The 26,174-nt window shown below is 62.7% G+C and carries 22 protein-coding genes and 1 tRNA gene; 22 read left to right on the top strand and 1 reads right to left on the bottom strand.

The annotated features are described in order from the left end of the window. Nucleotide 1: 1 nt before the first annotated feature. The 20 genes from OX460_RS22875 to OX460_RS22970 all read left to right on the top strand — a co-directional run bounded on the left by OX460_RS22875 (nucleotide 2) and on the right by OX460_RS22970 (nucleotide 23,597). On the top strand, nucleotides 2-1,162 hold the full coding sequence (locus OX460_RS22875; protein ID WP_289900029.1) for an acyl-CoA dehydrogenase family protein: 1,161 nt from the start codon (nucleotides 2-4) through the stop codon (nucleotides 1,160-1,162). 17 nt (nucleotides 1,163-1,179) lie between these two features. After that, complete coding sequence (locus OX460_RS22880) at nucleotides 1,180-1,572, top strand: RidA family protein (RefSeq protein ID WP_035828787.1); 393 nt, start codon at nucleotides 1,180-1,182, stop codon at nucleotides 1,570-1,572. Nucleotides 1,573-1,691: 119 nt separating this feature from the next. Continuing rightward, complete coding sequence (locus tag OX460_RS22885; RefSeq protein WP_289900030.1) at nucleotides 1,692-2,465, top strand: PEP_CTERM-anchored TLD domain-containing protein; 774 nt, start codon at nucleotides 1,692-1,694, stop codon at nucleotides 2,463-2,465. A 340-nt stretch (nucleotides 2,466-2,805) separates the two neighbouring features. Beyond that, on the top strand, nucleotides 2,806-4,173 hold the full coding sequence (locus tag OX460_RS22890; RefSeq protein WP_354669839.1) for an MBOAT family protein: 1,368 nt from the start codon (nucleotides 2,806-2,808) through the stop codon (nucleotides 4,171-4,173). A gap of 8 nt (nucleotides 4,174-4,181) precedes the next feature. Next, nucleotides 4,182-5,249, top strand: coding sequence for a hypothetical protein (locus tag OX460_RS22895; protein ID WP_289900032.1), 1,068 nt, complete (start codon nucleotides 4,182-4,184; stop codon nucleotides 5,247-5,249). A 71-nt stretch (nucleotides 5,250-5,320) separates the two neighbouring features. Further along, nucleotides 5,321-5,395, top strand: a tRNA-Arg gene (locus OX460_RS22900). A 172-nt stretch (nucleotides 5,396-5,567) separates the two neighbouring features. Next, nucleotides 5,568-7,460 carry an ATP-binding cassette domain-containing protein gene (locus OX460_RS22905; RefSeq protein ID WP_077400945.1) on the top strand — a complete coding sequence of 631 codons (1,893 nt, stop codon included), beginning with the start codon at nucleotides 5,568-5,570 and terminating at the stop codon, nucleotides 7,458-7,460. Nucleotides 7,461-7,636: 176 nt separating this feature from the next. Beyond that, nucleotides 7,637-8,299, top strand: a complete 663-nt coding sequence (locus OX460_RS22910; protein WP_289900033.1) for a CAAX prenyl protease-related protein — start codon at nucleotides 7,637-7,639, stop codon at nucleotides 8,297-8,299. A gap of 40 nt (nucleotides 8,300-8,339) precedes the next feature. Next, the gene (gene epsL / locus OX460_RS22915) at nucleotides 8,340-9,578 is read left to right on the top strand and encodes an XrtB/PEP-CTERM-associated polysaccharide biosynthesis outer membrane protein EpsL (protein WP_289900034.1); all 1,239 of its coding nucleotides are present in this window, start codon (nucleotides 8,340-8,342) and stop codon (nucleotides 9,576-9,578) included. Between the two features lie 8 nt (nucleotides 9,579-9,586). After that, on the top strand, nucleotides 9,587-10,969 hold the full coding sequence (locus tag OX460_RS22920) for an undecaprenyl-phosphate glucose phosphotransferase (RefSeq protein ID WP_099665081.1): 1,383 nt from the start codon (nucleotides 9,587-9,589) through the stop codon (nucleotides 10,967-10,969). 527 nt (nucleotides 10,970-11,496) lie between these two features. Beyond that, on the top strand, nucleotides 11,497-12,435 hold the full coding sequence (locus OX460_RS22925) for an EpsD family peptidyl-prolyl cis-trans isomerase (RefSeq protein WP_289900035.1): 939 nt from the start codon (nucleotides 11,497-11,499) through the stop codon (nucleotides 12,433-12,435). Between the two features lie 56 nt (nucleotides 12,436-12,491). Further along, the gene (gene epsE / locus OX460_RS22930; protein WP_077400957.1) at nucleotides 12,492-13,280 is read left to right on the top strand and encodes a polysaccharide export protein EpsE; all 789 of its coding nucleotides are present in this window, start codon (nucleotides 12,492-12,494) and stop codon (nucleotides 13,278-13,280) included. Nucleotides 13,281-13,321: 41 nt separating this feature from the next. Continuing rightward, a complete protein-coding gene (gene epsF, locus OX460_RS22935) occupies nucleotides 13,322-14,719 on the top strand; it encodes a chain length determinant protein EpsF (RefSeq protein ID WP_077400960.1) in 1,398 nt (465 codons plus the stop codon). Nucleotides 14,720-14,732: 13 nt separating this feature from the next. Beyond that, complete coding sequence (gene epsG / locus OX460_RS22940; RefSeq protein ID WP_077409017.1) at nucleotides 14,733-15,611, top strand: chain length determinant protein tyrosine kinase EpsG; 879 nt, start codon at nucleotides 14,733-14,735, stop codon at nucleotides 15,609-15,611. Further along, nucleotides 15,611-16,519, top strand: a complete 909-nt coding sequence (gene xrtB, locus OX460_RS22945) for an exosortase B (protein ID WP_289900036.1) — start codon at nucleotides 15,611-15,613, stop codon at nucleotides 16,517-16,519. Before epsG ends, xrtB begins: the two co-directional genes overlap by 1 nt. Continuing rightward, nucleotides 16,516-17,202, top strand: a complete 687-nt coding sequence (epsI, locus tag OX460_RS22950; RefSeq protein WP_289900037.1) for an exosortase-associated protein EpsI, B-type — start codon at nucleotides 16,516-16,518, stop codon at nucleotides 17,200-17,202. Before xrtB ends, epsI begins: the two co-directional genes overlap by 4 nt. A 64-nt stretch (nucleotides 17,203-17,266) precedes the next feature. Continuing rightward, nucleotides 17,267-18,805: a lipopolysaccharide biosynthesis protein gene (locus OX460_RS22955; RefSeq protein ID WP_289900038.1), complete on the top strand. Its 1,539-nt coding sequence runs from the start codon at nucleotides 17,267-17,269 to the stop codon at nucleotides 18,803-18,805. After that, entirely contained in the window at nucleotides 18,798-20,216 is a 1,419-nt protein-coding gene (locus OX460_RS22960) for an O-antigen ligase family protein (RefSeq protein ID WP_289900039.1), read from the top strand. The genes OX460_RS22955 and OX460_RS22960 overlap by 8 nt, the downstream gene beginning before the upstream one ends. Then, nucleotides 20,216-21,160 (top strand): glycosyltransferase family A protein, encoded by a 945-nt coding sequence (locus OX460_RS22965; RefSeq protein ID WP_289900040.1) that lies wholly within the window; start codon nucleotides 20,216-20,218, stop codon nucleotides 21,158-21,160. Before OX460_RS22960 ends, OX460_RS22965 begins: the two co-directional genes overlap by 1 nt. Nucleotides 21,161-21,365: 205 nt before the next feature. Beyond that, nucleotides 21,366-23,597 (top strand): heparinase II/III family protein, encoded by a 2,232-nt coding sequence (locus OX460_RS22970; protein ID WP_289900041.1) that lies wholly within the window; start codon nucleotides 21,366-21,368, stop codon nucleotides 23,595-23,597. Between the two features lie 48 nt (nucleotides 23,598-23,645). Here OX460_RS22970 and OX460_RS22975 read toward each other — a convergent pair whose 3' ends face one another. Continuing rightward, nucleotides 23,646-24,632, bottom strand: coding sequence for a glycosyltransferase (locus OX460_RS22975; RefSeq protein WP_289900042.1), 987 nt, complete (start codon nucleotides 24,630-24,632; stop codon nucleotides 23,646-23,648). 2 nt (nucleotides 24,633-24,634) lie between these two features. Between OX460_RS22975 and OX460_RS22980 the strand changes: the two genes are divergently transcribed. Then, nucleotides 24,635-24,835, top strand: a complete 201-nt coding sequence (locus tag OX460_RS22980) for a hypothetical protein (RefSeq protein WP_289900043.1) — start codon at nucleotides 24,635-24,637, stop codon at nucleotides 24,833-24,835. Between the two features lie 102 nt (nucleotides 24,836-24,937). Beyond that, the gene (locus tag OX460_RS22985; protein ID WP_289900044.1) at nucleotides 24,938-26,149 is read left to right on the top strand and encodes a glycosyltransferase; all 1,212 of its coding nucleotides are present in this window, start codon (nucleotides 24,938-24,940) and stop codon (nucleotides 26,147-26,149) included. Nucleotides 26,150-26,174 lie beyond the last annotated feature (25 nt).

The raw sequence follows: 26,174 nt of genomic DNA on the forward strand, positions 1-26,174 counted from the left end.
CATGAGTGGCACACGCGACACGACTTACCTGGACTGGCCGTTTTTCGAGGCGCGCCATGCGGAGCTTGAGTCCGAGCTCGATGCCTGGGCTTCGCAGCACCTGCAGGAAGCACATGGCGCCGATGTCGATGCCGCCTGCCGCGCGCTGGTGGCGCAACTGGGGCAGGGCGGCTGGCTGACATACGCCACGGGCACCGATGGCAAGATCGACACGCGCGCCATTTGCCTGATGCGCGAAACCCTGGCGCGCCACGACGGCCTGGCCGATTTCGCCTTCGCCATGCAGGGACTCGGTTCCGGCGCCATCGGCCTGTTCGGCAGCGCCGACAACAAGGCGCGCTATTTGCCGGACGTGGCCAGCGGCAAGCGCATCGCCGCCTTTGCCCTGTCCGAGCCGCAGGCTGGCTCCGACGTGGCGGCCATGGCGTGCGCGGCGCGCCGCGATGGCGACGAGTATGTGCTCGATGGCGAAAAGACGTGGATCTCGAACGGCGGCATCGCCGATTTTTACGTGGTGTTCGCCCGCACGGGCGAGGCGCCGGGCGCGCGCGGCATCAGCGCCTTCATCGTCGACGCGGACAATCCCGGCCTGGAAATCGCCGAGCGCATCGCGGTGATCGCGCCGCACCCGCTGGCGCGCCTGCGTTTCAATGCCTGCCGCGTGCCCGCCACGCAGCGCCTGGGCGAGGCGGGACAGGGTTTCAAGGTGGCGATGGCCACGCTGGACGTGTTCCGCACCTCGGTGGCCGCCGCCGCGCTGGGCTTTGCGCGGCGCGCCTTTGACGAGGCGCTGCGCCACGCGACAAAGCGCCAGATGTTCGGCCAGACCCTGGCGGACTTTCAGCTGACGCAGGCAAAATTAGCGCAGATGGCCACCGGCATCGACGCGGCTGCCTTGCTGACTTACCGCGCCGCCTGGCAGCGCGACCAGGGCCGCAAGGTGACGAAGGAAGCGGCCATGGCCAAGCTGACGGCCACGGAAACGGCGCAGCAGGTGATCGACGCGGCCGTGCAGCTGTTCGGCGGCATGGGCGTGGTCAGCGACCACCCGGTCGAGCGCCTGTACCGCGAAATCCGCGCCTTGCGCATCTACGAGGGCGCCAGCGAAGTACAGCAATTGATCATCGCGCGCGAACTGCTGCGCGAGGCGGGACATGTATGAATAACCAGGAGAACGCAATGCAAGTGCTGCAACCACCGGGATGGGCCAGGCCGCGCGGCTATGCGAACGGCGTGGCCGCCAGCGGACGCACGGTGTACGTCAGCGGCATGATAGGCTGGGATGCGCAGGGCCAGTTCCATACGGACGATTTTGCGGGGCAGGTGCGCCAGGCTTTGCAGAATATCGTCGCCGTGCTGGCGGAGGCGGGCGCCTTGCCCGAGCACATCGTGCGCATGAACTGGTATGTGCTCGACAAGAAGGAGTATGTGGCGGCGTATCCGCAAATCGGCGTGGCGTACCGGGAGCTGATCGGCAAGCACTTTCCAGCCATGACGGCCGTGCAGGTGGCCGGCCTGATCGAGGATCGTGCCAGGGTGGAAATCGAGGTGACGGCGGTGCTGCCGCCATGATGGCTGCAATAAACTATTGCCTTAACTGCATTTCAATTGAAATAAATTAATGCAATTAATATATCACCCTGTGCTATATTGATATGCCGAAAATTCGCGGCATATATACAGGGGGAGCGATGCAACAACAAATCATGCTGAAAATCAAGGCGGTGCGGCCCGTCACCTTGCTCGCCGGTGCCTTGCTGTGCATCGGCAGCGTTCCTGCCGCCTCGGCGCAATCCTTGCTCAACGGCGCGCAGGAAGCGCAGCTGTCCGCCTGGCTGGGTGAAGGGCCGCTGGCGCTGACGGCCATCTACACGAAGTCGGCAGGCGACACCTCGCGCGACTTCCACCTGGCCGCCGACGGCAAGGGACGCACGTTTTCCGTGATGCAGGCGAGCAACGCCGCCGGCCAGACCTGGCTGGTGGGCGGCTACAACCCGCAAAGCTGGAATTCGTCGGGTACCTACAACATGACGCCGGAAGACCGCGACCGCACGGCCTTCATCTTCAACCTGACGTCGGGCCAGTATTTCCGGCAGACGCCGAAAACCTATGCGCTGGACTCGGTGGGGGCGTATCAAACCTTCAATGATATCGACGCCGGCCCCACGTTCGGCATCGGCGCCGATCTGGGCATGTCGGCGGACCTGAGCACCAATGGCATTTCTTCGCGCTATTCGTACATCGACCCGGTCAATGGCATCTTTGGCGCAAGCTTGCTCGATGGCGCGCCGTATGGCTCCTATCCGAACGTCACGTTTGGCGCCATGCAAGTATTTAGCGTCAGCGCCGTGCCCGAGCCCGCGATGTTGCAACTCATGCTGGCCGGCTTGTTGCTGGTTGGTGCAGGCGTCGCGCGGCGCAGGAAATTCAGCGTGCCGCCGTTTGCCACCATGGGTATCAAATAAGGCAGGACGCTGGTACGGGTTCGGCAGCGTGGCGGGAAATGGTACACAGGAATGGCTGCCGGCGACGGCGCGCCTGATCGTGACTGTCCGGCGCATGCCCGCACATTGTGCGGGCAAGAGTTCGTCTCGTCACCATGTTCAGAATAATAATAAACAAAACTCAGCGTTAAAAGCATAAACTTGCCATTGCTGGCTGCCAACGCGTTACGTATAAGCAACTTTATGGAATTGCACCGTGTTATTTAATTCATTTCCGTTCTTTCTGGTGTTCTTGCCGTTGGCGTTGCTGGGATACTTTCTCCTGTCAAAATACTCGCTGCGGCTATCCATAATTTTCCTGTTGCTGGCCTCGCTTGCATTCTATAGTTACTGGGATGTCGCCTACCTGCCGCTGCTGCTGCTGTCAATCTGCTGTAACTTCAGCATTGGCCGAGTCGTCTCGAAACGTCAAGAGACGGGCCGCAAGCGCGAGGCAAAGCACTGGCTGTGGCTCGGACTCGCCTTTAATTTGTCGCTGCTGGTGTTTTTCAAGTATTTTGATTTTTTTATCAGCAATATTGCCACCCTGACGGGGGCGACATTCCAGCCGCTGGGGATTACCCTGCCGATCGGCATCTCGTTTTTCACCTTTACGCAAATCGCCTACCTGGTCGATTGCCACGCCGGCAAGGTCAAGGATTACCAGCCGGAAAGCTATGGTTTGTTCGTCACCTACTTTCCGCACCTGATCGCCGGTCCGATTCTGCATCACAAGGAGATGATGCCGCAGTTCGTGCAGGCCGAATCGCATGTCTTCAGCCGCGGGCGCCTGATCGTCGGCCTTGCATTCTTCACGATTGGCCTGTTCAAGAAAGTCATTTTGGCCGATGGCATCGCGCGCTACGTCGCACCCGTCTTCGACCTCCATCACGCCCATTTGAGCATGCTGGAGGCATGGGCCGGTGCGCTGGCCTATACGTTCCAGCTGTATTTCGACTTTTCGGCCTACTGCGACATGGCGTATGGCTTGTCCTATATGTTCGGCATTATCTTGCCGATTAACTTTCTCTCGCCATACAAGGCGACCTCCATCATCGATTTCTGGCGCCGCTGGCACATCACGCTGTCCAATTTCCTGCGCGATTATCTGTATATCCCCCTGGGCGGGAACCGCAAGGGCGGATTCTTGCGTTACCGCAACCTCCTGATCACGATGCTGCTGGGCGGACTGTGGCACGGCGCCAACTGGACCTTTGTGGTCTGGGGCTGCTTGCACGGCGCTTATCTGATCGTCAACCATGCCTTGCGTCATCTGCTGGGCCAGCGCAGCAACCTGGCGATACGGGCCGGCGGCGCACTGGCGACTTTTTTTGCCGTGGTGCTGGCCTGGGTGTTTTTTCGCGCCAGTTCCCTCGAGGTGGCGCTGGACGTGCTGCAAGCCATGGGCGGCGGCACGCTGACGCCCGCCATGCAGGAAAGCATGCTGGGCGTGAACCGCATCATGCAGCTGAGTTCCTGCCTGTGGTGGCTGGGCGTCTGCGCCGCCATCGTTTTCTTCCTGCCGAATGTGTATGAGCTGCTGGGGCGAGGCTTGCGCCTGTCGACGGAGCAGCGCCTGGACAGTGGCCGGGGCAGCGTCTTGCTGGGGGCCATGTTGATGCTTTGCCTGGTCTTGCTGGCAATTAGCGAGACGCGTGGCGTTTCTGAATTCTTGTATTTTAATTTCTGACAAATCATATGCGCTCCATATTTGCGATAGGCCTGGGTGTGCTGGTCACGGCACTGGCGTTGGAAGCGTTCCTGCAATGCATGCCGGTGGTGTCCGGATTGCGCATGGAGCAGAGCAGCGAGCAGCGCCCGTATGCCCGTTATCTGCCGCAGCAGGACTACGTGTATTCGCATGGCTGGGCCCTGGCGAATGCCCGGCATGGCCGCACGAATCGGCAGGGCTTTACCAACTCCCCCGATTTCAAGGATGGCGCGGCCGTGCTTGTCATCGGCGACAGCTTTATCGAAAGCCTGATGCTGGAATACCCGGAAACCCTGCAAGGCCGGCTGAGTCAAGCCCTGGGCGGCGGCGTGTATGCCGCCTCTGCCTCGGGCAACGGCTTTGCCGACGCGCTGGAAGTGTTCCGTCATACGCGTGCGCAATTGCATCCGCGCACGGTGGTGATGTTTGTCGAGCCGATGGACATGCAGGACATCCTGGCGCCGGCGCAGCGGGGTCACAGCATGTTTGTCAGCGAAGGGAACGATATCAGGCTGGTGCATGTTCCCTATGTCGAGTCCAAGGCCAAGCGGCTGGTCGCCTATTCGGCCCTGGCCCGTTATATCTATTACAACTTGAAATTTCCTGACTGGTTGATGAGCCAATTGCGCCGCAGTCCTCCTGCCGCGGCGCAGGCGCCGGCCGCCAGCGCACCTGATGCACGCCGCGCCGCCGCGCTCGAGTACTACATGACGCAATTGCGCGCGCTGGGCGGCGCTGGCGATACGCGCTTTATCTTCCTGGTCGATGCGGACCGGAACATGCTGTACGCGCCGCAGAAGGCGGTACCCAACTGGAAAGCGGGCGATCGCGCATTTTTCATCCAGACGGCCCTGCGACACGGCCATCAGGTGGTGGACATGCAGCCGGTATTCGCGCGCCATTGGGCGCAACAGCGCGAGCGCATGGATTTCCTGCCGATGGACGGCCACTGGAACCCGGTGGCGCACGATCTGGCGGCGCAGCAAATCCTGCCCTTGTTGCCTTCGGCATCGCCTGCGTTGCCGGCGCCATTGCGCCAGGTGGCAGGACACTGAGGCTCCGGCTCCACGCACGCGCTGCCGGACTGTCAATGGCCGGAACTAGCCTGTATAATGCCGCTGCGCGTGTCGCCATCGTACAATGGATAGTACAAGGTCCTCCTAAGACTTAAATGCAGGTTCGATTCCTGCTGGCGACACCACGTTTCCACGCAACGCGCGTCGGCAGCCTGTGATCATCCAGGCGGTAATTACTGGTCGATGGCGATTGAAGTCCGAGTTATCGGTACAATGCGTGCTTCATTCATCCAATCGGCGGCTGTTTTGCACACCACGCGGTGTGCGCGAGACGGCGCCCGAGCACTCTTACTCATTATGGCTGTCATTTCTCTTTCATCGGCGCAACTTGCGTTCGGTCACGTCGCGCTGCTCGATCACGCGGAATTTTCACTGGAAACCTCGGAGCGGGTCGGCTTGATCGGCCGCAACGGCACGGGTAAATCGTCGCTGTTGAAGGTTATTTCGGGCAAGTTCAAGCTCGATGACGGCTTGTTGGTAATGCAACAAGGCATCAAGATCGCGTATGTGGAGCAGGAACCGCAATTCGACCCGGAAATGTCCGTGTTCGACGCCGTCGCGTCCGGCATGGGCGAATCGCAGGCGTGGCTGAAGGAATACGATGCGTTGACGGGCCAGTTTGGCCAGGGCAATGACGACGAACTGATGGAACGCATGCACGACATCCAGGTCAAACTCGATGCGGCCGATGCGTGGAGCTTGCCGAACAAGGTGGAAACCGTGCTCGACCGTCTGAACCTGACGGGCGACATGGCCATGAAAACCCTGTCCGGCGGGATGCAGAAGCGCGTGGCCCTGGCGCGCGCGCTGGTGTCGGCGCCCGACGTGCTGCTGCTCGATGAGCCCACCAACCATCTGGACTTCAGTTCCATCCTGTGGCTGGAAGGCTTGTTGCGCGACTTCAAGGGCAGCGTGCTGTTCATTACCCATGACCGCTCCTTCCTCGACAACGTTGCCACGCGCATCATCGAGCTCGACCGCGGCCGTTTGCTGTCGTATCCGGGCAACTTCACGGCGTATCAAGTGCGCAAGGCGGAGCAGCTGGAAATCGAAGAAGTGGAAAACGCCAAGTTCGACAAGTTCCTGGCGCAGGAAGAAGTGTGGATACGCAAGGGCGTCAAGGCCCGCCGCGTGCGCGACGAAGGCCGCGTGCGCCGCCTGGAAGCGCTGCGCCTGACGCGCAATGCGCGCCGTGAACAGCAGGGACAAGTCAAGCTGGACGTCTCGGCCGGCGAACGCTCGGGCAAGATCGTGGCGGACCTGGAAAACGTCTCCAAGATTTACGGCGACAAGGTCATTGTCAAGGATTTCAGCGCCACCATCTTGCGCGGCGACAAGGTCGGCCTGATCGGCGCCAACGGCGCCGGCAAGACCACCCTGCTGAAGATGATCCTCGGCGAAGAGCAGTCGGACACGGGCACCATCCGCCTGGGTACCAAGCTGCAAGTGGCGTATTTCGACCAGATGCGCACGCAGCTGAACGAAGAGGCGAACCTGATGGAAACCATCGCGCCGGGCAGCGACTGGGTCGAGATCAACGGCCAGCGCCGCCACGTGATGACGTACCTGAACGACTTCCTGTTCGCGCCGGAACGCGCCCGTTCGCCCGTCAAGTCGCTGTCCGGCGGCGAGCGCAACCGTTTGCTGCTGGCGCGTCTGTTCGCCAAGCCGGCCAACGTGCTGGTGCTCGATGAACCGACCAATGACCTGGATATCGATACCCTGGAATTGCTGGAAGAGTTGCTGGAAGAATACACAGGCACCGTCTTCCTCGTCAGCCATGACCGTACCTTCCTCGACAACGTGGTCACGCAGGTGATCGTCGCCGAAGGCGAGGGCAAGTGGCGCGAATTCGTCGGCGGCTACACGGACTGGGAGCGCGTGCGCACCTTGCCGATCGCCACGGCGCCAGCCAGCAAGCCGGCCGTGAAGGTCGAGGCTGCCGCGCCGGCCGCCAAGCAGAAAAAGCTCAGCTACAAGGAACAGCGCGAGCTGGAAGAGTTGCCGAAACTGATCGCCAAGCTGGAAGACGAGCAATCGGTGCTGGCCGCCGAACTGTCGCATCCGGACTTCTACAAGAAGACGCCAGCCGAAGGCAAGCGCCTGAATGCGCGCGTGGCCGAGATCGAAGGCGAACTGCTGGAAGCGCTGGAAAAGTGGGAGCAGATCGAGGCGCGCGCGAATAGCTGATGCTTTTTTGCATACCCTGTTGTAATTAAGTCAGGATTATTTGCCACGGCAACGGTTCTGCTTGATATAATTATATAATTATATTTATTACATCGGGGGATGCATGTTTGTCATGAAAAACATGCGCGCCGGACCACCGCGTCCGGCGCGCAGCTCCTCCTCCGATGCGTGGCAGCATGTTTGACCGCGCCGCCTTGCCCCGGGTAGCGCCATTCCTGGCCTATCTCTCCTTCATTGCCATTGCCGACATGCTCGGCCGCCTGGGCGTTGCCGCGCAGGACTTGCGCTGGCTGTATGTCGTCAAGATCGGCGTCGTGCTGGGCTTGTTGTTGTACTGGCGCCGCAGTTACACGGAATTGCGGTGGACGCCGTTGGGCGCGCGTGCCATTCTCGGGGCGCTGGCAGGCGGTGTTGTTGTTTTTTTGCTGTGGATCAATCTCGACGCCAGCTGGATGAGCATCGGCAAGCCGGACGGTTTCGACCCCCGCACCGATGGCCGCATCGAGTGGAGCCTGGTGGTGCTGCGCATCGCCGGCGCGGCGCTGGTGGTGCCCGTGATGGAAGAGCTGTTCTGGCGCTCCTTCCTGCTGCGCTGGATCGACAAGCCGGACTTTTTGCGGGCCGATCCGCGCCTGGCCAGCGCCAAGGCCTTCGCCATCAGCGTGTTGCTGTTTGGCTTTGAGCATAATTTATGGCTGGCCGGCATGGTGGCCGGTGCGGTCTATAGTTTGTTGTACATGCGTAGCCAGTCCTTGTGGTCGCCCATCCTCGCGCACGGCGTGACGAACGGCGTGCTGGGCCTCTGGATTATTTCTGGTGGGCACTGGATTTACTGGTAGTATTGCCTATCAACTGTGTGATCTTTCAAAGACAAAATCCATGTTGAATTCCTTGCGTAAAAAAGCCGTTGCCGCCGCCTTCACGGTCAGCCCGCGTTTGCCGGTTGCGCTGTTACTCTTGGGCACCCTGGCCAGCGGCGCCGCCGTGGCCGATATCAGCGACACCATCAAGCCTTTCGTTGCCACGTCCTATTCGTACGACGACAACCTGATGCGCCTGCCTGACGATGTGCGGGGGTTTTCCGGCCCCCGTTCGGATACGTCGAGGATGCTGCAGGCGGGCTTCCTGTTCAACCGTCCCATCGGCCGCCAGATACTGACGGGCCAGGCCAAGTGGTCGAAGGTGAGCTTCAACCGCTTCAGCCAGTTCGACTACGATGGCAAGGATTACCTGGCCGACCTGGAATGGCACATCGCCAACCACCTGGAAGGCCATGTGGGCGCCAGTTATTCGCAGACCCTGACGCCGTTCAGCGACTTCCAGAGCTCGGTGCGCAATCTGCGCACGCAGCGCCGCGAGTACGTGAATGGCGCGTGGCGCTTCCACCCCAGCTGGCGCGTGCGCGGCGGCCTGTCGCGCGACCGCTACTCGTATGACCTGCCGTCGCAGGCGTTTTCCAACTGGGTGGAAGACGCGACGGAATTTGGCGTCGACTACCTGGCGCGCAGCAACAGCCGCGTCGGCGTGCAGCTGCGCCACCTGAATGGCAAGTATCCGAACCGCGGCGCGTTCGACGCCAGTGTGTACGGCAACGGCTATAGCCAGGACGAGGTCAAGGCCAATGTCCTCTGGGATTTCAGCGATATCACGCAGATGGAATTCCTCGGTGGCTGGGTGCGCCACCGCAACAACTTGCTGTCCGGGCGCGATACCAGCGGCACGAATGGCCGGCTGAGCGTGTACTGGAAGCCGTTGGGCAAGGTCAATTTCACGGGCATCGTCTGGCGCGAATTCGGTTCCGTCGACAATTCGCTGGTGACGAGCAGCCTGAACACGGGCGCCAGCCTGGGCGCGACCTGGACGGCCACGTCGAAGGTGCGCGTGGATGCGCAGCTGCGCCAGGAACGGCGCGATTTCGAGGCCGTCAGCGGCCTGGTGCTGCCCGGCGACGGGCGCGACACCACGCGCACGGCCTCGCTGGGCGCGACGTATGCGCCGCACCGGAAAATCCAGCTTGGCGTGCGCGTGTTCCACGAGCGGCGCGAAGGCGTCGCCATCATCGATAGCGGCAGCTACCGGGCCAAGGGCATTTCCTTCAATGGCAGCGTACAGTTTTAAAGATCAACATGACTGTCAATGATATACCCCTGATTTCGTTTTTCCAGCGCGTCCTCGACCCGATCATCATCATGGGCTTGCTGTACCTGATGACGGTGTTGTCGGGTTCGACCTTCACCGGCTATACGCTGGTGCTGATGATACTGGCCGTCTTCATTTCATCGACGGTCTACCAGCATGTCGACCCCTACCGTACCTGGCGCAGCGGCCGCATGCTGGCGTATGCGCGCGATATCCTCGTCGGCTGGACCATCGTCGCGCTGATTCTCACCTTCCTGGGCTCGGCCACGGGCCTGGCCTATCATTTCGATACCGAAGTGGTGCTGGCCTGGTTTGTCCTCACGCCCTTCGTGCTGCTGGCCGGGCACCTGGCCGGGCGCAGGTTCAGCCTGCGCCCGGACGGCGACAGCGAAGTGCGCTCGGTGGTCATCATCGGCGCCAACGACGCCAGCCTGAAGTTTGCCGCCACCGTCGAGCGCAATGCCAACCTGTTCATGCACGTGCACGGCTTTTTCGATGACCGCACGGACGACCGCTGGCCGGAAAAGATGCGCGAACCCATGCTGGGGCGCATGGATGATATCGCCTCCTACGTGCGCGAACACAACATCAAGATGATCTTCATCAGCCAGCCGATTTCGGCCCAGCCGCGCATCCGCAAGATGCTCGACGAGCTCGAAGATACGACGGCTTCCGTGTATTTCCTGCCGGATATTTATATCTTCGACCTGATGCAGGCGCGTTTCGACAACGTGGGCGGCATGCCCGTCATCGCCATCCGCGAATCGCCGTTCACGGGCTTTAACAGCATGGTCAAGCGGGGCAGCGATATCGTGCTGGGGCTGATGATCCAGATCCTGCTGCTGCCGGTGATGCTGGTCATCGCCATCGCCGTCAAGACCACCTCGAAAGGCCCCGTGATTTTCCGCCAGCGCCGCTATGGCCTGTATGGCGAGGAAATCGTCGTCTACAAATTCCGCTCCATGACGGTGGGCGAAGATGGCGACACGGTGGTGCAGGCCACCAAGAACGACCAGCGCGTGACGCGCGTCGGCGCCTTCCTGCGCCGCAGCTCGCTCGACGAGCTGCCGCAATTCCTCAACGTCCTGCAGGGCCGCATGAGCATCGTCGGACCGCGCCCCCATGCCGTCGTGCACAACGAGCAGTACCGCAAGCTGATCAAGGGCTACATGCTGCGCCACAAGGTCAAGCCCGGCATTACTGGCTGGGCCCAGGTCAACGGTTTGCGGGGCGAGACGGAAACGCTCGACAAGATGGAGGCGCGCATCCATTTCGACCTCGATTACCTGCGCAACTGGTCGCTGTGGTTGGATCTGTGGATTATCGCGCGCACGGTCAAAGTGGTGCTGGCGCGCGAGAACGCCCATTGAGCGCCAGTATGCTGCCCACAGGAAAAAATAGCGTTTGAATATACTTTGCACGGAGTCAATACGCGTTAAAATGGAGCATCTATAGAGCACCAGCGCATTACGCGACCACTCCGCGCTCACCTTGCCACGAGTCGTGCCGGCCATGCGCCAATACTTTCCTCTTGGAAAGGGTTCACGATGTGAGCAGTATCCGGCCTTGCCCCTGCCGGACGTGCGTCACCCTGACGGGAAGCCGTCCGGGACGGCACGCGCCAACTATCGATTTTAAAGTCGGTCTGAACCACGCAATACATAATTTTTTGCAATCAAGTAGACTGTGGAAATAGTTGTTTTTATATCTCATTAGTAGATTTTTAAGCAAATATTTTGCTTGTCGCCATGCATTATGTGTATTATGTTTACAATATTGTTAATTATTTGACGAATAACTATTTTTCGGGGCATCCGTGCAGTGCAGCCTGGCCATGGCCCGTTATACTGCGCCGGATTTTCCACCCCCGTCATACCTGTCATCCGAAGGAGTACGCTTGAATCATTTTATTCACTCCCGCCCCGCGCCACGTTTGTTGTGCGCCGCCCTGGTCCTGCTGGCCGCTGCTGGCCTGTCCGCTTGCGGCAACAAGGAAAAAAAGGCTGGCCAGGCGCTGGCCAGCGTGAACGGCGAAGAAATCACCGTCTTGCAGTTGAATGAAGAGTTGCAGCGCGCCGGCGTGCAGGCGCCGCAGCAGGCCGCGGCCAGCAAGCAGTTGCTCGAGTCGCTGATCGACCGCCAGTTGCTGCAGAACGAAGCGGCCAAGGAAAAGGTCGACCGCGATCCGAAAGTCATGCAGGCCATCGAGCGCGCCAAGGCGCTGATCGTTGCCCAGGCATACATGCAAAAGCGCATCGGCGCGGCCACCCGCCCGAGCAAGGCCGAAGTGGAAGAGTACTTCGCGAAAAACCCGCTGTTCTTCAGCCAGCGCAAGCAATTCGATCTGCGCGAGCTGGTCATCCCGACGGCGGCGCTGAACGATGAGCTCAAAGCCGTCATGGACCGCGCCAAGTCGCTGGAAGACGTGGCGCAATGGCTCGAGGAGCACAAGATCGCGTTCGGCCGCACCCAGGTGTCGCGCACCAGCGCCGACCTGGCGCCCGAACTGAGCAGCAAACTGCAATCGATGCCGAAGGGCCAGCTGTTCATCGTGCGCGAAGGCGAGCGCAGCCTGCTCATCGCGCTGGCCGATATCAAGGACAGCCCGGTGGGCCTGGACGCGGCGGCGCCGCAAATCGAGCAGTTCCTGGCCAACAAGAAGAACAAGGATGCGGCCGAAGCGGAACTGAAGCGTCTGCGCGCCAGCGCCAAGATCGAGTATTTCAACAAGGATGCAGCGGCTACGGCCTCGGCTACGGCCAGCGCACCTGCGGCAGCGGCGCCGGCGAACAGCGCGCATGAAGCCAACGAGCGCGGCGTGGCGGGCTTGAAATAAGTGACTTATCGACAAGTAGTTAAACATCAGCAATCTACCAACGGGAATCTGTAATCATGAAACGACTCGCAAACTGGATGATGGCGGCCTTTCTGGCCCTCGCCGCAGGCATGGCCGGTGCAGCCGATGTCCCCCTTGGGGCTGGTGACGTGCTGAAAATCTCCGTCTACGGCAACCCGGACCTGGGCCTGGAGACGCGCGTGAGCGAAGCGGGTGAAATCACCTTCCCGCTGGTGGGCGCTGTGGCCGTCGGCGGCCTGTCGACGTCGGCAGCGGAAAAGAAACTGGGCGGCTTGCTCGAGAGCGGCGGCTTCCTGCGCAAGGCGCAAGTCAACATCATCGTCACCAGCCTGCAAAGCCAGCAGGCGTCCGTGCTGGGCCAGGTCAACCGCCCAGGCCGCTACCCGGTGGAAGGCAAGCGCAGCGTGATGGACATGCTGGCCATGGCCGGCGGCGTCAGTCCTGACGGCGCCGACCAGATCACCGTGATCCGCAAGCGCGGCGGCACTGCCACGCGCGACGTGGCCGACATTCTCGACATCGTGCGCAACGGCGACCTGAAGGGCGACATGGAAGTGGGCGGCAACGACATCATCTACGTGGAACGCGCGCCGCGCTTCTACATCTACGGCGAAGTCCAGCGTCCGGGCGCCTTCCGCCTGGAACGCAACATGACCGTGCTGCAAGCCCTGTCCGTGGGCGGTGGCCTGACCTTGCGCGGCACCGAACGGGGCGTGCGCGTCAAGCGCCGCAATGCGGAAGGCCAGATGGAAGTATTGTCGGTCAAGCATGACGACCTGCTGCGCGTCGACGATGTCGTGTATGTCCAGGAAAGCCTGTTCTAAGAGCAACTGGCTCCCTACCTTTTTGTATTGAAAGTTTCCAAATGAACCTCACCCAACTATTGCTGATCCTTCGGGCACGCAAGAAGATTGTGCTGCTGACCTTGATGATCACCGTGGCGCTGGCGCTGGGCGTCAGCCTGGTGCTGCCGAAGACCTACAAGGCCACCAGCACCCTGCTGCTGAACTACAAGGGCGTCGATCCCCTGACGGGCATGACCATGCCGGGGCAGTTGCTGCCTGGCTACATGGCGACCCAGGTCGATATTATCGGCAGCAAGAACGTGGCCTTGCGCGTCGTCGACCAGCTGGAACTGGCGCGCAGCCCCGCCGTGATCGCCCAGTTCAATGACGCGGCGCAAGGCAAGGGCACGGTGCGCGACTGGCTGGCCGACTTGCTGCTGAAGAAACTCGAAGTGATGCCGTCGCGCGAAAGCAGCGTGGTCGATGTCAGCTTCAAGGGCGCCGACCCGCAATTCGTCGCGGCCGTGTCGAACGCCTTTGCGGAACAGTATCAAAAGGTCAGCATCCAGCTGAAGGTCGACCCGATGCGCAAGGCGACGACGTACTTCGATGACCAGACCAAATTGCTGCGCGACAACGTTGAGCGCGCGCAAAGCCGCCTGTCGAAATACCAGCAAGACAATGGCATCGTCAGCGTCGACAACCGCCTCGATGTGGAATCGAACCGCTTGAACGACCTGTCGGCGCAACTGGTGCTGGCGCAGGGCCAGGCCATGGAAGCCAATTCGCGCCAGCGCATGGCGCAGGGCGGCAACCTGTCCGAATCGCCGGACGTCGCGTCGAATCCGCTGATCCAGAGCCTGAAGCTGGGCCTGGGCAATGCCGAGGGCAAGCTGGCCGAACTGGGCCAGCGCCTGGACCGCAATCACCCGCAATACCAGAGCGCCAAGGCGGAAGTGGACAAGCTGCGCCGCGACCTGGCCGAGCAGACGCGCGCCACCTCGCAAAGCGTGGGCAACAATGCGCAGATCCTGCAGCAGCGCGAAGGTGCGATCCGCGCCGCACTGGCGGCGCAAAAAGCCAAGGTGCTGGAACTGAACCGGACGCGCGATGAAATGGGCGTGCTGAGCAAGGATGTGGAAAGCGCCCAGCGCGCCTTCGACGTGACCTCGCAGCGCCTGTCGCAGACGCGCATCGAAGGCCAGGCGGAGCAGTCCGATATCGCCATGCTCAATCCGGCCACGGCGCCGATCGAGCCGGACAGCCCGAAGATTCTCCGCAACGTGCTGCTGTCGATCTTCCTCGGCCTCATGCTGGGCTGCGGCATCGCGCTGCTGGCCGAATTGCTGGACCGCCGTATCCGTTCCGACCAGGACCTGAGCGAAGTGCTGCAGATTCCCGTGTTCGGCGTGGTCGACTGGAAACCTAAACAGCGTCGCATGCGCGGCATGCTGCCGCGCCGTTTGCGCCTGAACTGAGATGGAACCTATCATGACTTCAAGTCCACACCTCCTCAATACCACTGCGCCGCTGGCGCGCGGCACCGATTCCAGCATTGGCGGCCTGTTGCTCGAATCGGGCAAGATCACGCCGGAAAACGCCGAACGCGTGCTGCGCATGCAAAAGGAACTGGGCATCCGCTTCGGCGAAGCGGCCCTGCGCCTGGGCCTGATCACGGAAGCCGATATCGAGCAAGTGCTGGCGCGCCAGTTCGACTATCCGTACCTGCAGCCGGGCGCCGGCAAGTATCCGCAGGAACTGGTGGCCGCCTACCAGCCTTTCAGCCACCAGGTGGAAACCCTGCGCGCCGTGCGCAGCCAGCTGATGCTGCGCTGGTTCGCCCGCGGCAGCAAATCGCTGGTGGTGCTGGGCATGGAGCCGGGCGACGGCGCCAGCCTGTTCGCGGCCAACCTGGCCGTGGTGTTTTCCCAGCTGGGCGAGCACACCTTGCTGGTCGACGCCAACCTGCGCGCGCCGCGCCAGCAGGAAATCTTCGACCTGAAGACACGCCAGGGCCTGTCCGACGTGCTGGCCGGCCGCGCCGAACTCGATATCATCGCCAAGGTGGAATCGTTTGTCGCGCTGTCGGTGCTGTCCGCCGGCACCTTGCCGCCGAATCCGCAGGAACTGCTCAGCCGTACCTCCTTCGTCACGCTCAACAAGCAGCTGGAAAGCCGCTACGACGTGGTGCTGTACGACGTGCCGGCGTATGCCACCGGTTCCGATGCGCTGGCCGTGGCGGCGCGTGCGGGCGGCGTGCTGCTGGTGGCGCGCAAGAACAAGACGCCGATGGCGGAAGTGGCGGCCATGGCCGAGCAAATGACGCATAGCGGCGCCCAGGTGGTCGGTTCCGTGATGGTCGACTTTTGATGGCTGCGCCAGGCCACGCCATGCCGCCGGCGCAGGCCGGCCGCTCCGCCGTGCCGGACTGGCTGCCGCTGGCGCTGGGTTTCCTGGCCATGCTCGCGCCCAGCCTGGTCGGCCTGTTCCGCGGCATCTGGTCCACCGAAGAGCAGGCGCACGGCCCCATCATCCTGGCCCTGTCGCTGTGGTTGATCTACCGCAAATGGCCCGAGATGCTGGCGCAGAGCGCCGGCGCCCGTCCGGCCCGCGCCGGCTGGCCGCTGCTGGCCGTTTCGCTGCTGCTGTATGTGCTGGGCCGTTCGCAGCATATCCTGTCGCTGGAAATCCTCGCCCTGATCGGCACCGGCCTGGCCCTGCTGCTGCTCAAGCGCGGCTGGATTGCCGCGCGCATTCTGTGGTTTCCCTTCTTTTTCATGCTGTTCATGGTGCCGCTGCCGCTGCCGCTGGTGACGACCCTGACCATGCCGATGAAAATGGCGGTTTCGTATGTGACCGAACACCTGCTTTTCCTGGCCGGCTATCCGATCGCCCGCAATGGCGTGATCCTGCAGATCGGCCAGTACCAGCTGCTGGTGGCCGACGCCTGCGCCGGCTTGCAGACCCTGCTGACGCTTGAAGCGCTGGGCCTGTTCTACCTGAACCTGGTGCGGCATACTTCGCCGTTCCGCAACATCGTGCTGGCCCTGCTGATCGTGCCGATTTCCTTTACTGCCAATGTCATCCGCGTGATGGTGCTGACCCTGATTACGTATTACTTCGGTGACGCGGCCGGGCAGGGCTTCCTGCATGGCTTCGCCGGCATGGTGCTGTTCATTTCCGCGCTGCTGCTGATCCTCAGTGTCGACAGCTTGCTGCAGTGGATCGTGCGCAAGCGCCAGGCGGGCCGCGCGCCAACCGTGGGAGCGTCGACATGAACGCTGCACTGCGCATGAATATGCTGCTGGGCGCCTTGCTGCTGGGCGCAGCCGTCCTCAGCCACGGTGTGGCGCCGGGCGTGAAGATGGCCGACCAGCGCCCGAGTTTTTCGCTGGAAGCGGCGATACCGCAAGCGTTCGGCGACTGGCGCGTCGATAGTTCCATCGTGCCGCTGCAGGTGGATCCGGAAACCCAGGAACGCCTGAACAAGATCTACAACCAGACCTTGTCGCGCACCTACGTCAATGGGCACGGCGAACGGGTGATGCTGTCGATCGCGTACGGCGGCGACCAGAGCGACAACATGGGCGTGCACAAGCCGGAAGTGTGCTACGCGGCGCAGGGTTTCCAGGTCGAGCGCGACGAATATGCCGAGCTGGCCTCGGCCTACGGCAGCCTGCCCGTGAAGCGCTTGCTGGCCGTGAATGGCAACCGCAGCGAGCCCATCACGTACTGGATCACCATCGGCGACAAGATCAGCAAGGTGGGCATGCAGCAGCGCCTGGAGCAATTGCGCTATGGCCTGACGGGCACCGTGGCCGACGCCATGCTGTTCCGCGTGTCGAGCATCGATACGGATTTGCCGCGCGCCTACCGCTTGCAGGCCGATTTCGTCAACGGCTTGCTGGCTAGCATGCCGGCAGCGCAGCGCAGCCGCCTGATCGGCGCGCCGCCCGGATGAGGCATGGCTTGAACGATGACAAAGCGCCGGCGGGCGCGGCACGGCGTGGCGGACAGCGAGAATCATGAGCAGCGACATCAACAAGAAAAGCGTCAGCGCCGTCAAGTGGGCGGCGATGGGCACGGTCCTCATGTTTGGCCTGCAGCTGGTCACGCAAGTGGTGCTGGCGCGCCTGCTGGGGCCGGAAAACTACGGTTTGTTTGCGATGGGACTGATTGTGCTGACATTTAGCAACTTTCTGGCCGATTTCGGTTTTTCCTGGGGGCTGGTGCAAAACCGCACGCTCAGCGAGGAAGACGTGCGCTTCACGGTGACGTGGCAGGCGCTGACGGGCCTGGCGGCCATGAGCTTGCTGTTTTTCATGGCGCCGTGGATCGCCGCGTACTTCAAGGAACCGCGCATCGCGCCCGTGATCGCGTGGATGAGCCTGACTTGCCTGCTGAATGCGCTGACGGCGCCGGGCAGCAGCCTGCTGCGGCGCGCCCTCGATTTCCGCTGGCTTAACATCATCCAGGTGATCAGCTATATCGTCGGCTACCTGCTGGTGGGCTTGCCGCTCGCGTATGCGGGCGCCGGCGTGTGGACCCTCGTGTGCGCCTGGCTGGGACAGGCTTCCACGGCGCTGGTGCTGACGTATGCGCGCACGCGCTTTTCGCTCAAGCCGTTGCTGTGGTACGAGGGCGCGCGGCGCTCGACGAATGTGGGCGTGACGGTGTTCGTGACGAATCTGTGCAACTGGTGCCTGAACAATATGGACCGCGTGTTCCTCGGCCGCTTCCTGAATGCCCACGCGGTGGGCGTGTATGCGGTCGGCTACAACCTGGCCAATACGCCCAACTCGCTGTTCCTGAGCGCCTTGCAGCCGGCCTTCCTGGCCACGGGCGCCAAGCTGCAGGACGATCTGCCGCGCCTGCGCGACACGTATCTGTCGGTGCTGGCGACCATCTGGATCATCATCCTGCCCCTGTTCGTGCTGCTGGCGATGACGGCGCCGGACTTGATCGGCGTGTTGTACGGCAAGGTGTGGCAAGAGTCGGGCATCGTGCTGAGCATTCTTGCGCTGGCCATGCCCGCGTACATCACGTGGGGCATGTCGACGCCGATCTTGTGGAATACGGGCGGCAAGCACCTGGAAAGCCTGCTGCAGCTGCCGCTGATCGTGCTGGCCGGCGCGGCGCTGGTGCTGTGGGCGGGGCAGGGCGGGGCGGTGGTCGCCATGATCGCCGCCGGCACCTTGCTGGCGCGGGCGCTGGTGGTGGGCACGGTGGCGTGCCTGCGCCTGCAGGTGGGGCCGGGCGATCTGGCGCCGCTGGCCGCGCGCGGCCTGGCCATGGGCTTGCTGGCCGCCGCCGGCAGCTGGGGCGGCGCCATGCTGGGCGGCCTGGGCGGCAGCCATCCGCTGCCGGCATTCCTGGGCGGCGCGCTGTTCGGCGGCCTGACCCTGCTGCTGGCCGTGCTGGCCTGGCCTGAACTGCTGGGCACGCGCGCGGTGGGCATGCTTGCCCGCTTCAGCCCGCCGCTGCCGGCCAGGGTGGTCTCCTATTTGCGCGCCCGCTGTGGCGCGCGCGACAACTTACTGGATACGCGAGAACTACATGAGTGAAATACTGTTTGGCCTGTTTGCCGTGGTCGCCGCGCTGGTGGTGGTGTTCGTGATCGCCTTGAGCATCCATTGGGGCAGCAAGCGCGAGACGGGACTGGTGCCGTACGTGTTCTATCCGGTCTTCCTGTCGATCGCCGTGGCGGCCATCCTGTCGAACCGCGATGTCTCGGGCGATGAACTCCAGATGGGCATGCAGGCGCTGGCGCGGCACCCGGCCAGCTCCTGGTTTGGCCGGCTCACGTCCCTGTTCGTGATCTTTGCCTGCGGCGAGCGCATTCTGCACCGCCTGACTACGCGCGACAAGCTGCAGCCGATACCGATGCTGCTGTTCTGGGCGCTGTTCGTGTATTTCCTCAGCAATATCGTCAGTCCGGCCGTGCTGGGGCGCCATACCAATGTATCGCATGAATACCTGTACATGTTCCTGGCCGGCTATGCGGCCTTGCTGATGACGCACAAGGAGGTCGACCTGAGCGTCATCTCGATGCGCAACGCCACCCTGCTGTTCCTGGTGCTCAGCGCGGCCGTGTTTGCCTGGAAGCCGAACATGGTCGTCAACCGGAATTACCACGGTCTGATTCCCTTCCTCAGCATCCGCTATACGGGCCTGGCCAATCACGCCAACAGCCTGGGACCGATGGTGGTGGTGTTCCTGCTGTGCCTGTGGCGCAAGCCCTATGGCTGGCGCCCGCTGAACCTGTTCGCCTGGGGCCTGGGCCTGGGCAGCCTGCTGCTGGCGCAATCGAAAACCAGCTGGATCGCCTGCTTCCTGTGCTTTGCCTGCGTCGCCTATTTCGGTTTCCGCGAACAGATCAAGGAGCGGCTGTTCGATTACCGCCGCCCGCAATTGCCGATCGTCGGCATCTTCTGCTTCATCCTGCTGTGTACGTTTGGCATGTTGTATGTGATGTTTGGCAATATCGATGCCAAGCTGGCGCACTTTGCCACCAGCAGCGAAGGCTCCGACTTGATCAGCTTGACGGGCCGCGACGTGATCTGGCAGGTGGCGCTGCAGGAATGGCACAAGAATCCCGTGTTCGGCTACGGCTTGCCGCTGTGGGACGACGCGTTCCGCATCAGCATCGGCATGCCATACGCCACCCATGCGCACAGCCAGTTTTACCAGAGCCTGGCCAGCGCCGGCACCATCGGCGCCATCGGCCTGGTGCTGTATGCCATGGCGCTGCTGTATGCGTGCGCGCGCACGGCGCGGGCCAGCCAGGGCCTGTCGATGGCCTTGTTCGTTCTCATCGCCATCCGTTCGATCAGCGAAGTGCCGCTGTCGCTGACGGGCTTTGCCGCGGAGGCGATGACGCATTTGCTGTTGCTCATTATCGTGACGGCGTATTTCCCGGTGGCCGACAAGCAGGCCGTCAGGGCGCGCAAGGTGCGCGTGCCGGGGATGGCTTGATGCTGTGCTCGGTCATCGTGCCCCTGTATAACAAGGGGCCGTATATCGAAGCGGCGCTGGCCTCGGTGCTGGCGCAAACCCATGCCGACTGGGAAGTGGTGGTGGTCGATGACGGCTCCAGCGACGATGGCGCGCAGCGCGTGCGGGCTTGCGCCGATGCGCGCGTGCGCCTCGTCAGCCAGGCCAATGGCGGCGTCTCTCGCGCGCGCAACCGCGGCATCCTCGAAGCGCGCGGCGACTTGATCTGTTTTCTCGATGCGGACGACTGGTACGGCCCCGTGTATCTGGAAACCATGGTGGGCATGGCGCGCGCCTATCCGTCGGGCTCGTTTTTCGCCTGCGGCTTCGAACGCATACCGGACAGCCGCGCCGCGGCGCTCAGCTACCAGGGCGGGGCCGTGCGCGAGACGCGCCTGCTCGACGACTTTTTCGAGCGGCGCCGCCGTGGCGGACCGTTTTTCTGCACGAATTCGGTGGCCATCCGGCGCAGCGATTTGTTGCTCTTGCAACCATGCTTCCCGGAAGGCGAGTCGGCTGGCGAAGACCAGGATCTGTGGTTCCGGCTGGCCGAGCGCCTGACCCTGGTGTTTACGCCGGCACAGCTGGTGGCCTACCGTGTCGAGGTGGCCGGCAGCCTGTGCGCGATCGAGTCGGCCGATGTGCTGGCGCCCACGTTCGAACGGCTGGAACGGCGCGCCCTGGCCTGGCCGGCGGCCAATCCGGCGCGCCGTTCCGCCTTGCGGCTGGTGTCCGATGCGCGCGTCAGCGTGGCGCGCGCGGCGCTGGCGCGGGGCCGCCGCGGCGAGGCGCTGGCCGGGCTGCGCCGCGCCGCCGGCGGCGGCATGTCGCGCCACTGGTGGGTGGCCCTGGCCTTGTCTTGTTTGCTGCCGACCCGGCTCGCCGTCAAATGGCAAATGTGGCGCGAAACGCACATTAATAGCTGAGCTGCAACTAATATTAATGTTCGGAAGAATACTTTAGGTATATGCTTACAGGTATTCGCAGTGCCTTCAGCAGTGTCTTCGCCTTTTGCCCGATTTTGTACGGCGGGCCGTCCTGTGTCTCGCAAGCAGCCTCGACAGGAGGCGTATGATATGCCCCACGCAGCGGCGGTATCTTGCTCGATAGTTGATGTTAAGAAGGTAATCTATGAAATTCGCTAAATATACGCTGGTCAAAGTGGCGCTGCTGCTCGTCTGTTCAGCCTGCGGCCAGGCCCAGGCCGACTGGGCCCTGGCGACCGACCCATTGGCCGTCCGCACCTTGCCGGACAACCGCCAGATCCAGCCGCAAAATCCCCCCAGTTTTACCTGGTCGCGCCATCCGCTGTCGCCGGCGTCGTATGTCATTGAAGTCAAATTGGCGGGCACCGTGGTCAGCACCTTCACGTCGGCGCGCAACTGGTATCTGCCATCCAAGAAATTTGCGGCAGGCACCTATAGCTGGCGCGTGCGTCCCAGCACGAGCAATGAATGGTCGAGTCCGCGAACCTTTGTGATCGACGCCACGTCGAAAGTGTTCGAAGTGCCGGAAAGCAGCACCTTGCGCGCTGCCATCGTCTTGCGCCCGCGTCCGCGCGGCCTGGAGGATAACGCGACCTTTTTTGCGAGCTGGAGCGCGGCCAAGCGCGCCGACCGCACCCAGGTGCTGACCTGGCTGAGCACCGAGGTGATACGTAATATGACGGCGATCGCGCCCGTCTCCGACGCCGAGTGGCCATTGTCGCCAGGCAAGGTGCGCACGGCCGCCAACGAGGCGCAGAATGCGCGCGTCATTTCGCGCACGAATCAGAGCGCACGCCAGCTCGAAGCGGCCTCGCTGCTGTACCGCGTGACGGGCGAGAACCAGTATCTGGTGGAGGCGATCGCGCGCGGCGACCAGGAAGCCGCGCTCAGCCCGAACGGCGGTACCAGTTTTGTCAACCATGACCAGGGCAACCGCGCCATTGCGCAAAGCCTGATCAAGGCGGTCGACAACCTGGGCAGCGCCCTCGATGCGCCGCGCCGCGCCGCGTGGCTGGAAATGGTACGCGTTCGTACGAATGCGATGTACCTCGACCTGGCTGCGCAGACGGGGCGCCTGGACCAGTATCCCTACGATTCCCACGCCGCCAGCAATATCGGTTTCCTGACGCTGATTTCAACGCTGTCCCTGGGCGATATCCCGGAGGCGAAGGACTGGTTCGATTTCTCGTTCCGCGCCTTTGTCAGTTCCTACAGCGTGTGGAGCGGTCCGGAGGGCGGTTTTGCCAACGGCACGGCGTATGCCGAGTATGAAGCCGACTATGCGCTGCAGATCTGGCCGGCGCTTGCCTACGCGACCAAGGTCGACCTGTTCACCAAGCCTTGGGCCAGCGGCTTCCTCGATTACCTGATGCATTTCGTGCCGCCCGGTTCGCAGACCCACGTGTTTGGCGACGGGCACGAGACGCTGCCTGAAATCCGCATGATGAAGGGTTTCGCCGCGCATTTCGCCACGCCTGCCGCGGCGTGGTATTACAAGAACCTGATCCGCACCGACGATTCGCTGGCCACCTTGCAGGCGCCATACCCGTTGCCGGTGGCGACGGTGGCCACGCCCGCGCCGCCAGGCAACTCGGCGTATTACCCCAGCATCGGCTGGGCAGCCATGCACAGCGACATCGGCAATCTGCAACGCACCTCGGTGTATTTCAAATCGAGTCCCTACGGTTCGTTCAATCACAGCCACGGCGACCAGAACGGCTTTGTGCTGGCCAGCGCGGGCGTGCCCCTGCTGACGGAAAGCGGCTGGTACGACTGGTACGATTCGCCGCTGTGGAGTTCCTGGTACCGCCAGACCAAGGCGCACAATGCCTTGACGTTCGACAATGGCCAGGGCCAGCTGGTCGACGGCTATGAAACGACCATGGCGCGCAACGGCCGCATCACCGCCTTTGCTCCCAAGGCCACCGTCGACTATGTGGCGGGCGACGCCACGCTGGCCTATGGCGGCCAGCTGACATCGGCGCTGCGCAAGCTGTGGTTCCTGCGCACCACGGACGCCGTGGTGGTGCAGGACCAGGTGACCTCGGCCACGCCGCGCGTGTTCGAGTGGAACTTCCATACGTATGCGCCTATCGTGGTCGACGCCGGCGGCGCCATCTCGGTGACGAATCAGGGCCGCAAGGTGTGCGTGGTGCCGGTCAGCACCGGTGCGCGTTTCGAAAAGCGCACGGGACCTCCGCCGCAGCCCGGTACCTATGAAGAGCATGGGGTATTCATCAAGTCGGCCGCAGCGCTGAGCGGCGAATTCCTCACGGTGCTCGATGTCGGCTGCAAGAAGCCGCTGATCAAGCTGGGAAAAAGCGGCACGGCCCGCACGCTGACGGTCGGCAAGCAAGTGGTGACATTGCCGAACTGACCGCTGCTTCAAGGAAAATCCACTGTCGTTGTTGCGGCAGTGGATTTTTTAATTGGCGAGCAGAAATTGTTCGATTTCCTGGCCCGGTCCGCCGCGCTGCTCCATCCGGGCACTGGCGCGCGACACCTGCGCGGCCAAGTCTGCGCGGAAGGCGTCGTCGGACAGGGCACGGCGCAAGCCTTCGCGCATGGCGCCGCTGTCGCCGGCGGCAACGAAGCCGGCGTAATCGCGTCCCAGGTACGCTTCGATGGCTTCGTGGCGCGTGGCGATCAGTGGTTTTCCATTGCGCAATACCCGCAGCAGCACGCTCTGGCCACAGGCTTCGCCCTGGCTTTTCAGCGGCATGGCGACCACCCGGCTGCTTGCCAGCAGCTTTTCAAATTGCGCTTCCGGCAAGTCGAGATGGACCGTGGTCTGCGCCGGGTCTTGCGCGGGGATCTGGTTTTGCGCCGACGCCACGATCACCAGGTGCGCTTCCAGCCCGTGCGCCGCGTCCAGCAGCAGGTCGTAATCGCGGTTGGAAAAGCCGCCGGAGAAGATGCTGCCGTCATCTTGCCGCTGGGACGCCGTGGTGGCGCCGTCGAGATGCTGGCGCCACAGGTGGAAATGCACGGCGGCGGGCGCGATGCCGACGTTGTCGGTCAGGTTGCGCGTTTCGCCGCTGGAAAAAGTAATGAATTCCAGTCCGGGGAAATTGAGCAGGCGCCAGGCTCGGTTGATCACGTTGCGGGCCCGCGTGCCATGGATGAAACAAGCCATCACCAGCAGCCGTTGCGGCCGCGGTAGCAGGCCCAGGCGTATCAGCGCCAGCACGGGCAGCGCTTGCCAGCCGACGACCAGCAGGCGGTCTTGCTGGCGCCATAATTTGCGCGTGCGCAACAGCGACGGCGACAGCATGGCGGCCAGGATGGACAGTTTGCTGCGCATGTGCGCCTGCGCGTCCGGCCCGATATGCGTCACGCGCGCGCCGCCCGCCGCCAGATGCTCGACGATGTCGTGGTAGGTTCCCGCTTCCGACAGCAGCACGTGGATCATTGTTGCGCCTTATTAAAAATGAACATTATCACATTAAAACAACAGCCAGTGCCGTTCCGGCGCTCGTTGTCACACAATTAATGATTGGCAATCGACTGCATTATTACAATAGCATTAAAATGGACGTTTATGCATTGTTTTGGCATGAGGCATGTCATGCTGCGGCCAGCTTGCCGCTCATCAATGGTGCAAGCTTGGTTTGATGCTACTAATGCAATATAATTAATTATTTCGTAATGGCATGATATGCTTCGGCGCATGGCGTATTGTATCTGCCTCAACCTTTTTTTGCCGTCGAACCGCCTATGTCCCTGAAGATTTTGCAACTGGTGCCGGAAAGCCTGCCCACGTTTCGTCCCGATGTCGCGGTACTGTTCGGCAAGTACCTGCCGCGCCACGGCGTCGAATGCGATATCGTCGGCATGCCGTCGCAACAGCCGCCGCAGGCGCAGGGTTTCCGTTCGGTACGCCACGGACGTTTCCTGGGCAGCCGCCTGTTGCGCGAACTGGCTTTCCAGTGGCTCTGCCTGCGCGCCCTGGCGGGCGCCCGCCGCGCCGGTTGCGATGCGATCCAGGTGCGCGACATGGTGCCCACGGGCCTGCTTGCCCTGCTGGTGGCGCGCCTGAAGGGCATACCGTTCTATTACTGGGTGTCATACCTGATCAGCGAGGGACGCATCGAACGGGCGCGCAGCAGCCTGGCGCAGCGCCCCACCTTGCGCGCGCGCCTGGTGCTGTGCAAGGGCTTGCTCGAACAATGGTTGTTGTACCGCATTGTGTTGCCGCGCGCCAATCATGTGTTCGTGCAAAGCGACGCGATGCTGCGCATGATGCAGGCGCGCGGCATCGCGGCGCAGCGCCTCACTGCCGTGCCCATGGGTGTCGACATGGAAGTGTTGCAGGCGCAAGCCATCGCGCCCGTCCGGCCGGAGGGCTGGGACGAGGTGCCCTTGCTGGCCTACCTGGGCACGCTCGACCAGTCGCGCCAGCTGGAACGCTTGCTGGACGCCTTGCTGATCGTGCGCCAGCGCATCCCCGCGGCCTGTTTGTTGCTGATCGGCGCTTCCGATACGCCATCCGACGTCGATGACTTGCTTGCCTATGCGCAGCGTGCCGGCCTGGCCGGGGCCGTGCGCGTGACGGGCTGGCTGCCCTCGGACCAGGCCTGGCCCCTGCTGGCCGGGGCCGACGCCGCGCTGTCGTATATTCCCCGTGGCGCCCTGTTCGACGTCAGTTCGCCCACCAAGCTGCTCGAATACCTGGCCTTGCGCATGCCGGCCGTGGGCAATGACAGTCCGGACCAGGCCGAAGTGCTGACGGCCAGCGGCGCAGGCTGGCTGACGGCCAGCGAACCGGCCGCCATGGCCGCGGCGATGGCGGCCATCTTGTCCGATGTGCCCGCAGCGCGCGCCCGCGCCCAGGCCGGCGTCGCCTATATCGAGGCGCGGCGCAGCTACCGCGTGCTGGCGCAGGCACTGGCGCAGCGCTACCTGGATCTGGCCGGCGCGCACCGTTGATGCCCGTGGCTGGAAGCGCAGGCAA

The organism is Janthinobacterium sp. SUN033, from assembly GCF_030397595.1.
Taxonomy (GTDB): Bacteria; Pseudomonadota; Gammaproteobacteria; order Burkholderiales; family Burkholderiaceae_D; genus Janthinobacterium; species Janthinobacterium kumbetense.

Bases quoted from the DNA above. Each gene is read 5' to 3' on its own strand.
- epsI (WP_289900037.1), top strand. From the start codon at position 16,516: ATGAACGCTGCACTGCGCATGAATATGCTGCTGGGCGCCTTGCTGCTG.
- epsE (WP_077400957.1), top strand. From the start codon at position 12,492: ATGAAACGACTCGCAAACTGGATGATGGCGGCCTTTCTGGCCCTCGCC.
- OX460_RS22895 (WP_289900032.1), top strand. From the start codon at position 4,182: ATGCGCTCCATATTTGCGATAGGCCTGGGTGTGCTGGTCACGGCACTG.
- xrtB (WP_289900036.1), top strand. From the start codon at position 15,611: ATGGCTGCGCCAGGCCACGCCATGCCGCCGGCGCAGGCCGGCCGCTCC.
- OX460_RS22975 (WP_289900042.1), bottom strand. From the start codon at position 24,632: ATGATCCACGTGCTGCTGTCGGAAGCGGGAACCTACCACGACATCGTC.
- OX460_RS22985 (WP_289900044.1), top strand. From the start codon at position 24,938: ATGTCCCTGAAGATTTTGCAACTGGTGCCGGAAAGCCTGCCCACGTTT.
- OX460_RS22905 (WP_077400945.1), top strand. From the start codon at position 5,568: ATGGCTGTCATTTCTCTTTCATCGGCGCAACTTGCGTTCGGTCACGTC.
- epsF (WP_077400960.1), top strand. From the start codon at position 13,322: ATGAACCTCACCCAACTATTGCTGATCCTTCGGGCACGCAAGAAGATT.
- OX460_RS22920 (WP_099665081.1), top strand. From the start codon at position 9,587: ATGACTGTCAATGATATACCCCTGATTTCGTTTTTCCAGCGCGTCCTC.
- OX460_RS22885 (WP_289900030.1), top strand. From the start codon at position 1,692: ATGCAACAACAAATCATGCTGAAAATCAAGGCGGTGCGGCCCGTCACC.
- OX460_RS22880 (WP_035828787.1), top strand. From the start codon at position 1,180: ATGCAAGTGCTGCAACCACCGGGATGGGCCAGGCCGCGCGGCTATGCG.
- OX460_RS22955 (WP_289900038.1), top strand. From the start codon at position 17,267: ATGAGCAGCGACATCAACAAGAAAAGCGTCAGCGCCGTCAAGTGGGCG.
- OX460_RS22965 (WP_289900040.1), top strand. From the start codon at position 20,216: ATGCTGTGCTCGGTCATCGTGCCCCTGTATAACAAGGGGCCGTATATC.
- epsL (WP_289900034.1), top strand. From the start codon at position 8,340: ATGTTGAATTCCTTGCGTAAAAAAGCCGTTGCCGCCGCCTTCACGGTC.
- OX460_RS22910 (WP_289900033.1), top strand. From the start codon at position 7,637: ATGTTTGACCGCGCCGCCTTGCCCCGGGTAGCGCCATTCCTGGCCTAT.
- OX460_RS22875 (WP_289900029.1), top strand. From the start codon at position 2: ATGAGTGGCACACGCGACACGACTTACCTGGACTGGCCGTTTTTCGAG.
- OX460_RS22960 (WP_289900039.1), top strand. From the start codon at position 18,798: ATGAGTGAAATACTGTTTGGCCTGTTTGCCGTGGTCGCCGCGCTGGTG.
- epsG (WP_077409017.1), top strand. From the start codon at position 14,733: ATGACTTCAAGTCCACACCTCCTCAATACCACTGCGCCGCTGGCGCGC.
- OX460_RS22970 (WP_289900041.1), top strand. From the start codon at position 21,366: ATGAAATTCGCTAAATATACGCTGGTCAAAGTGGCGCTGCTGCTCGTC.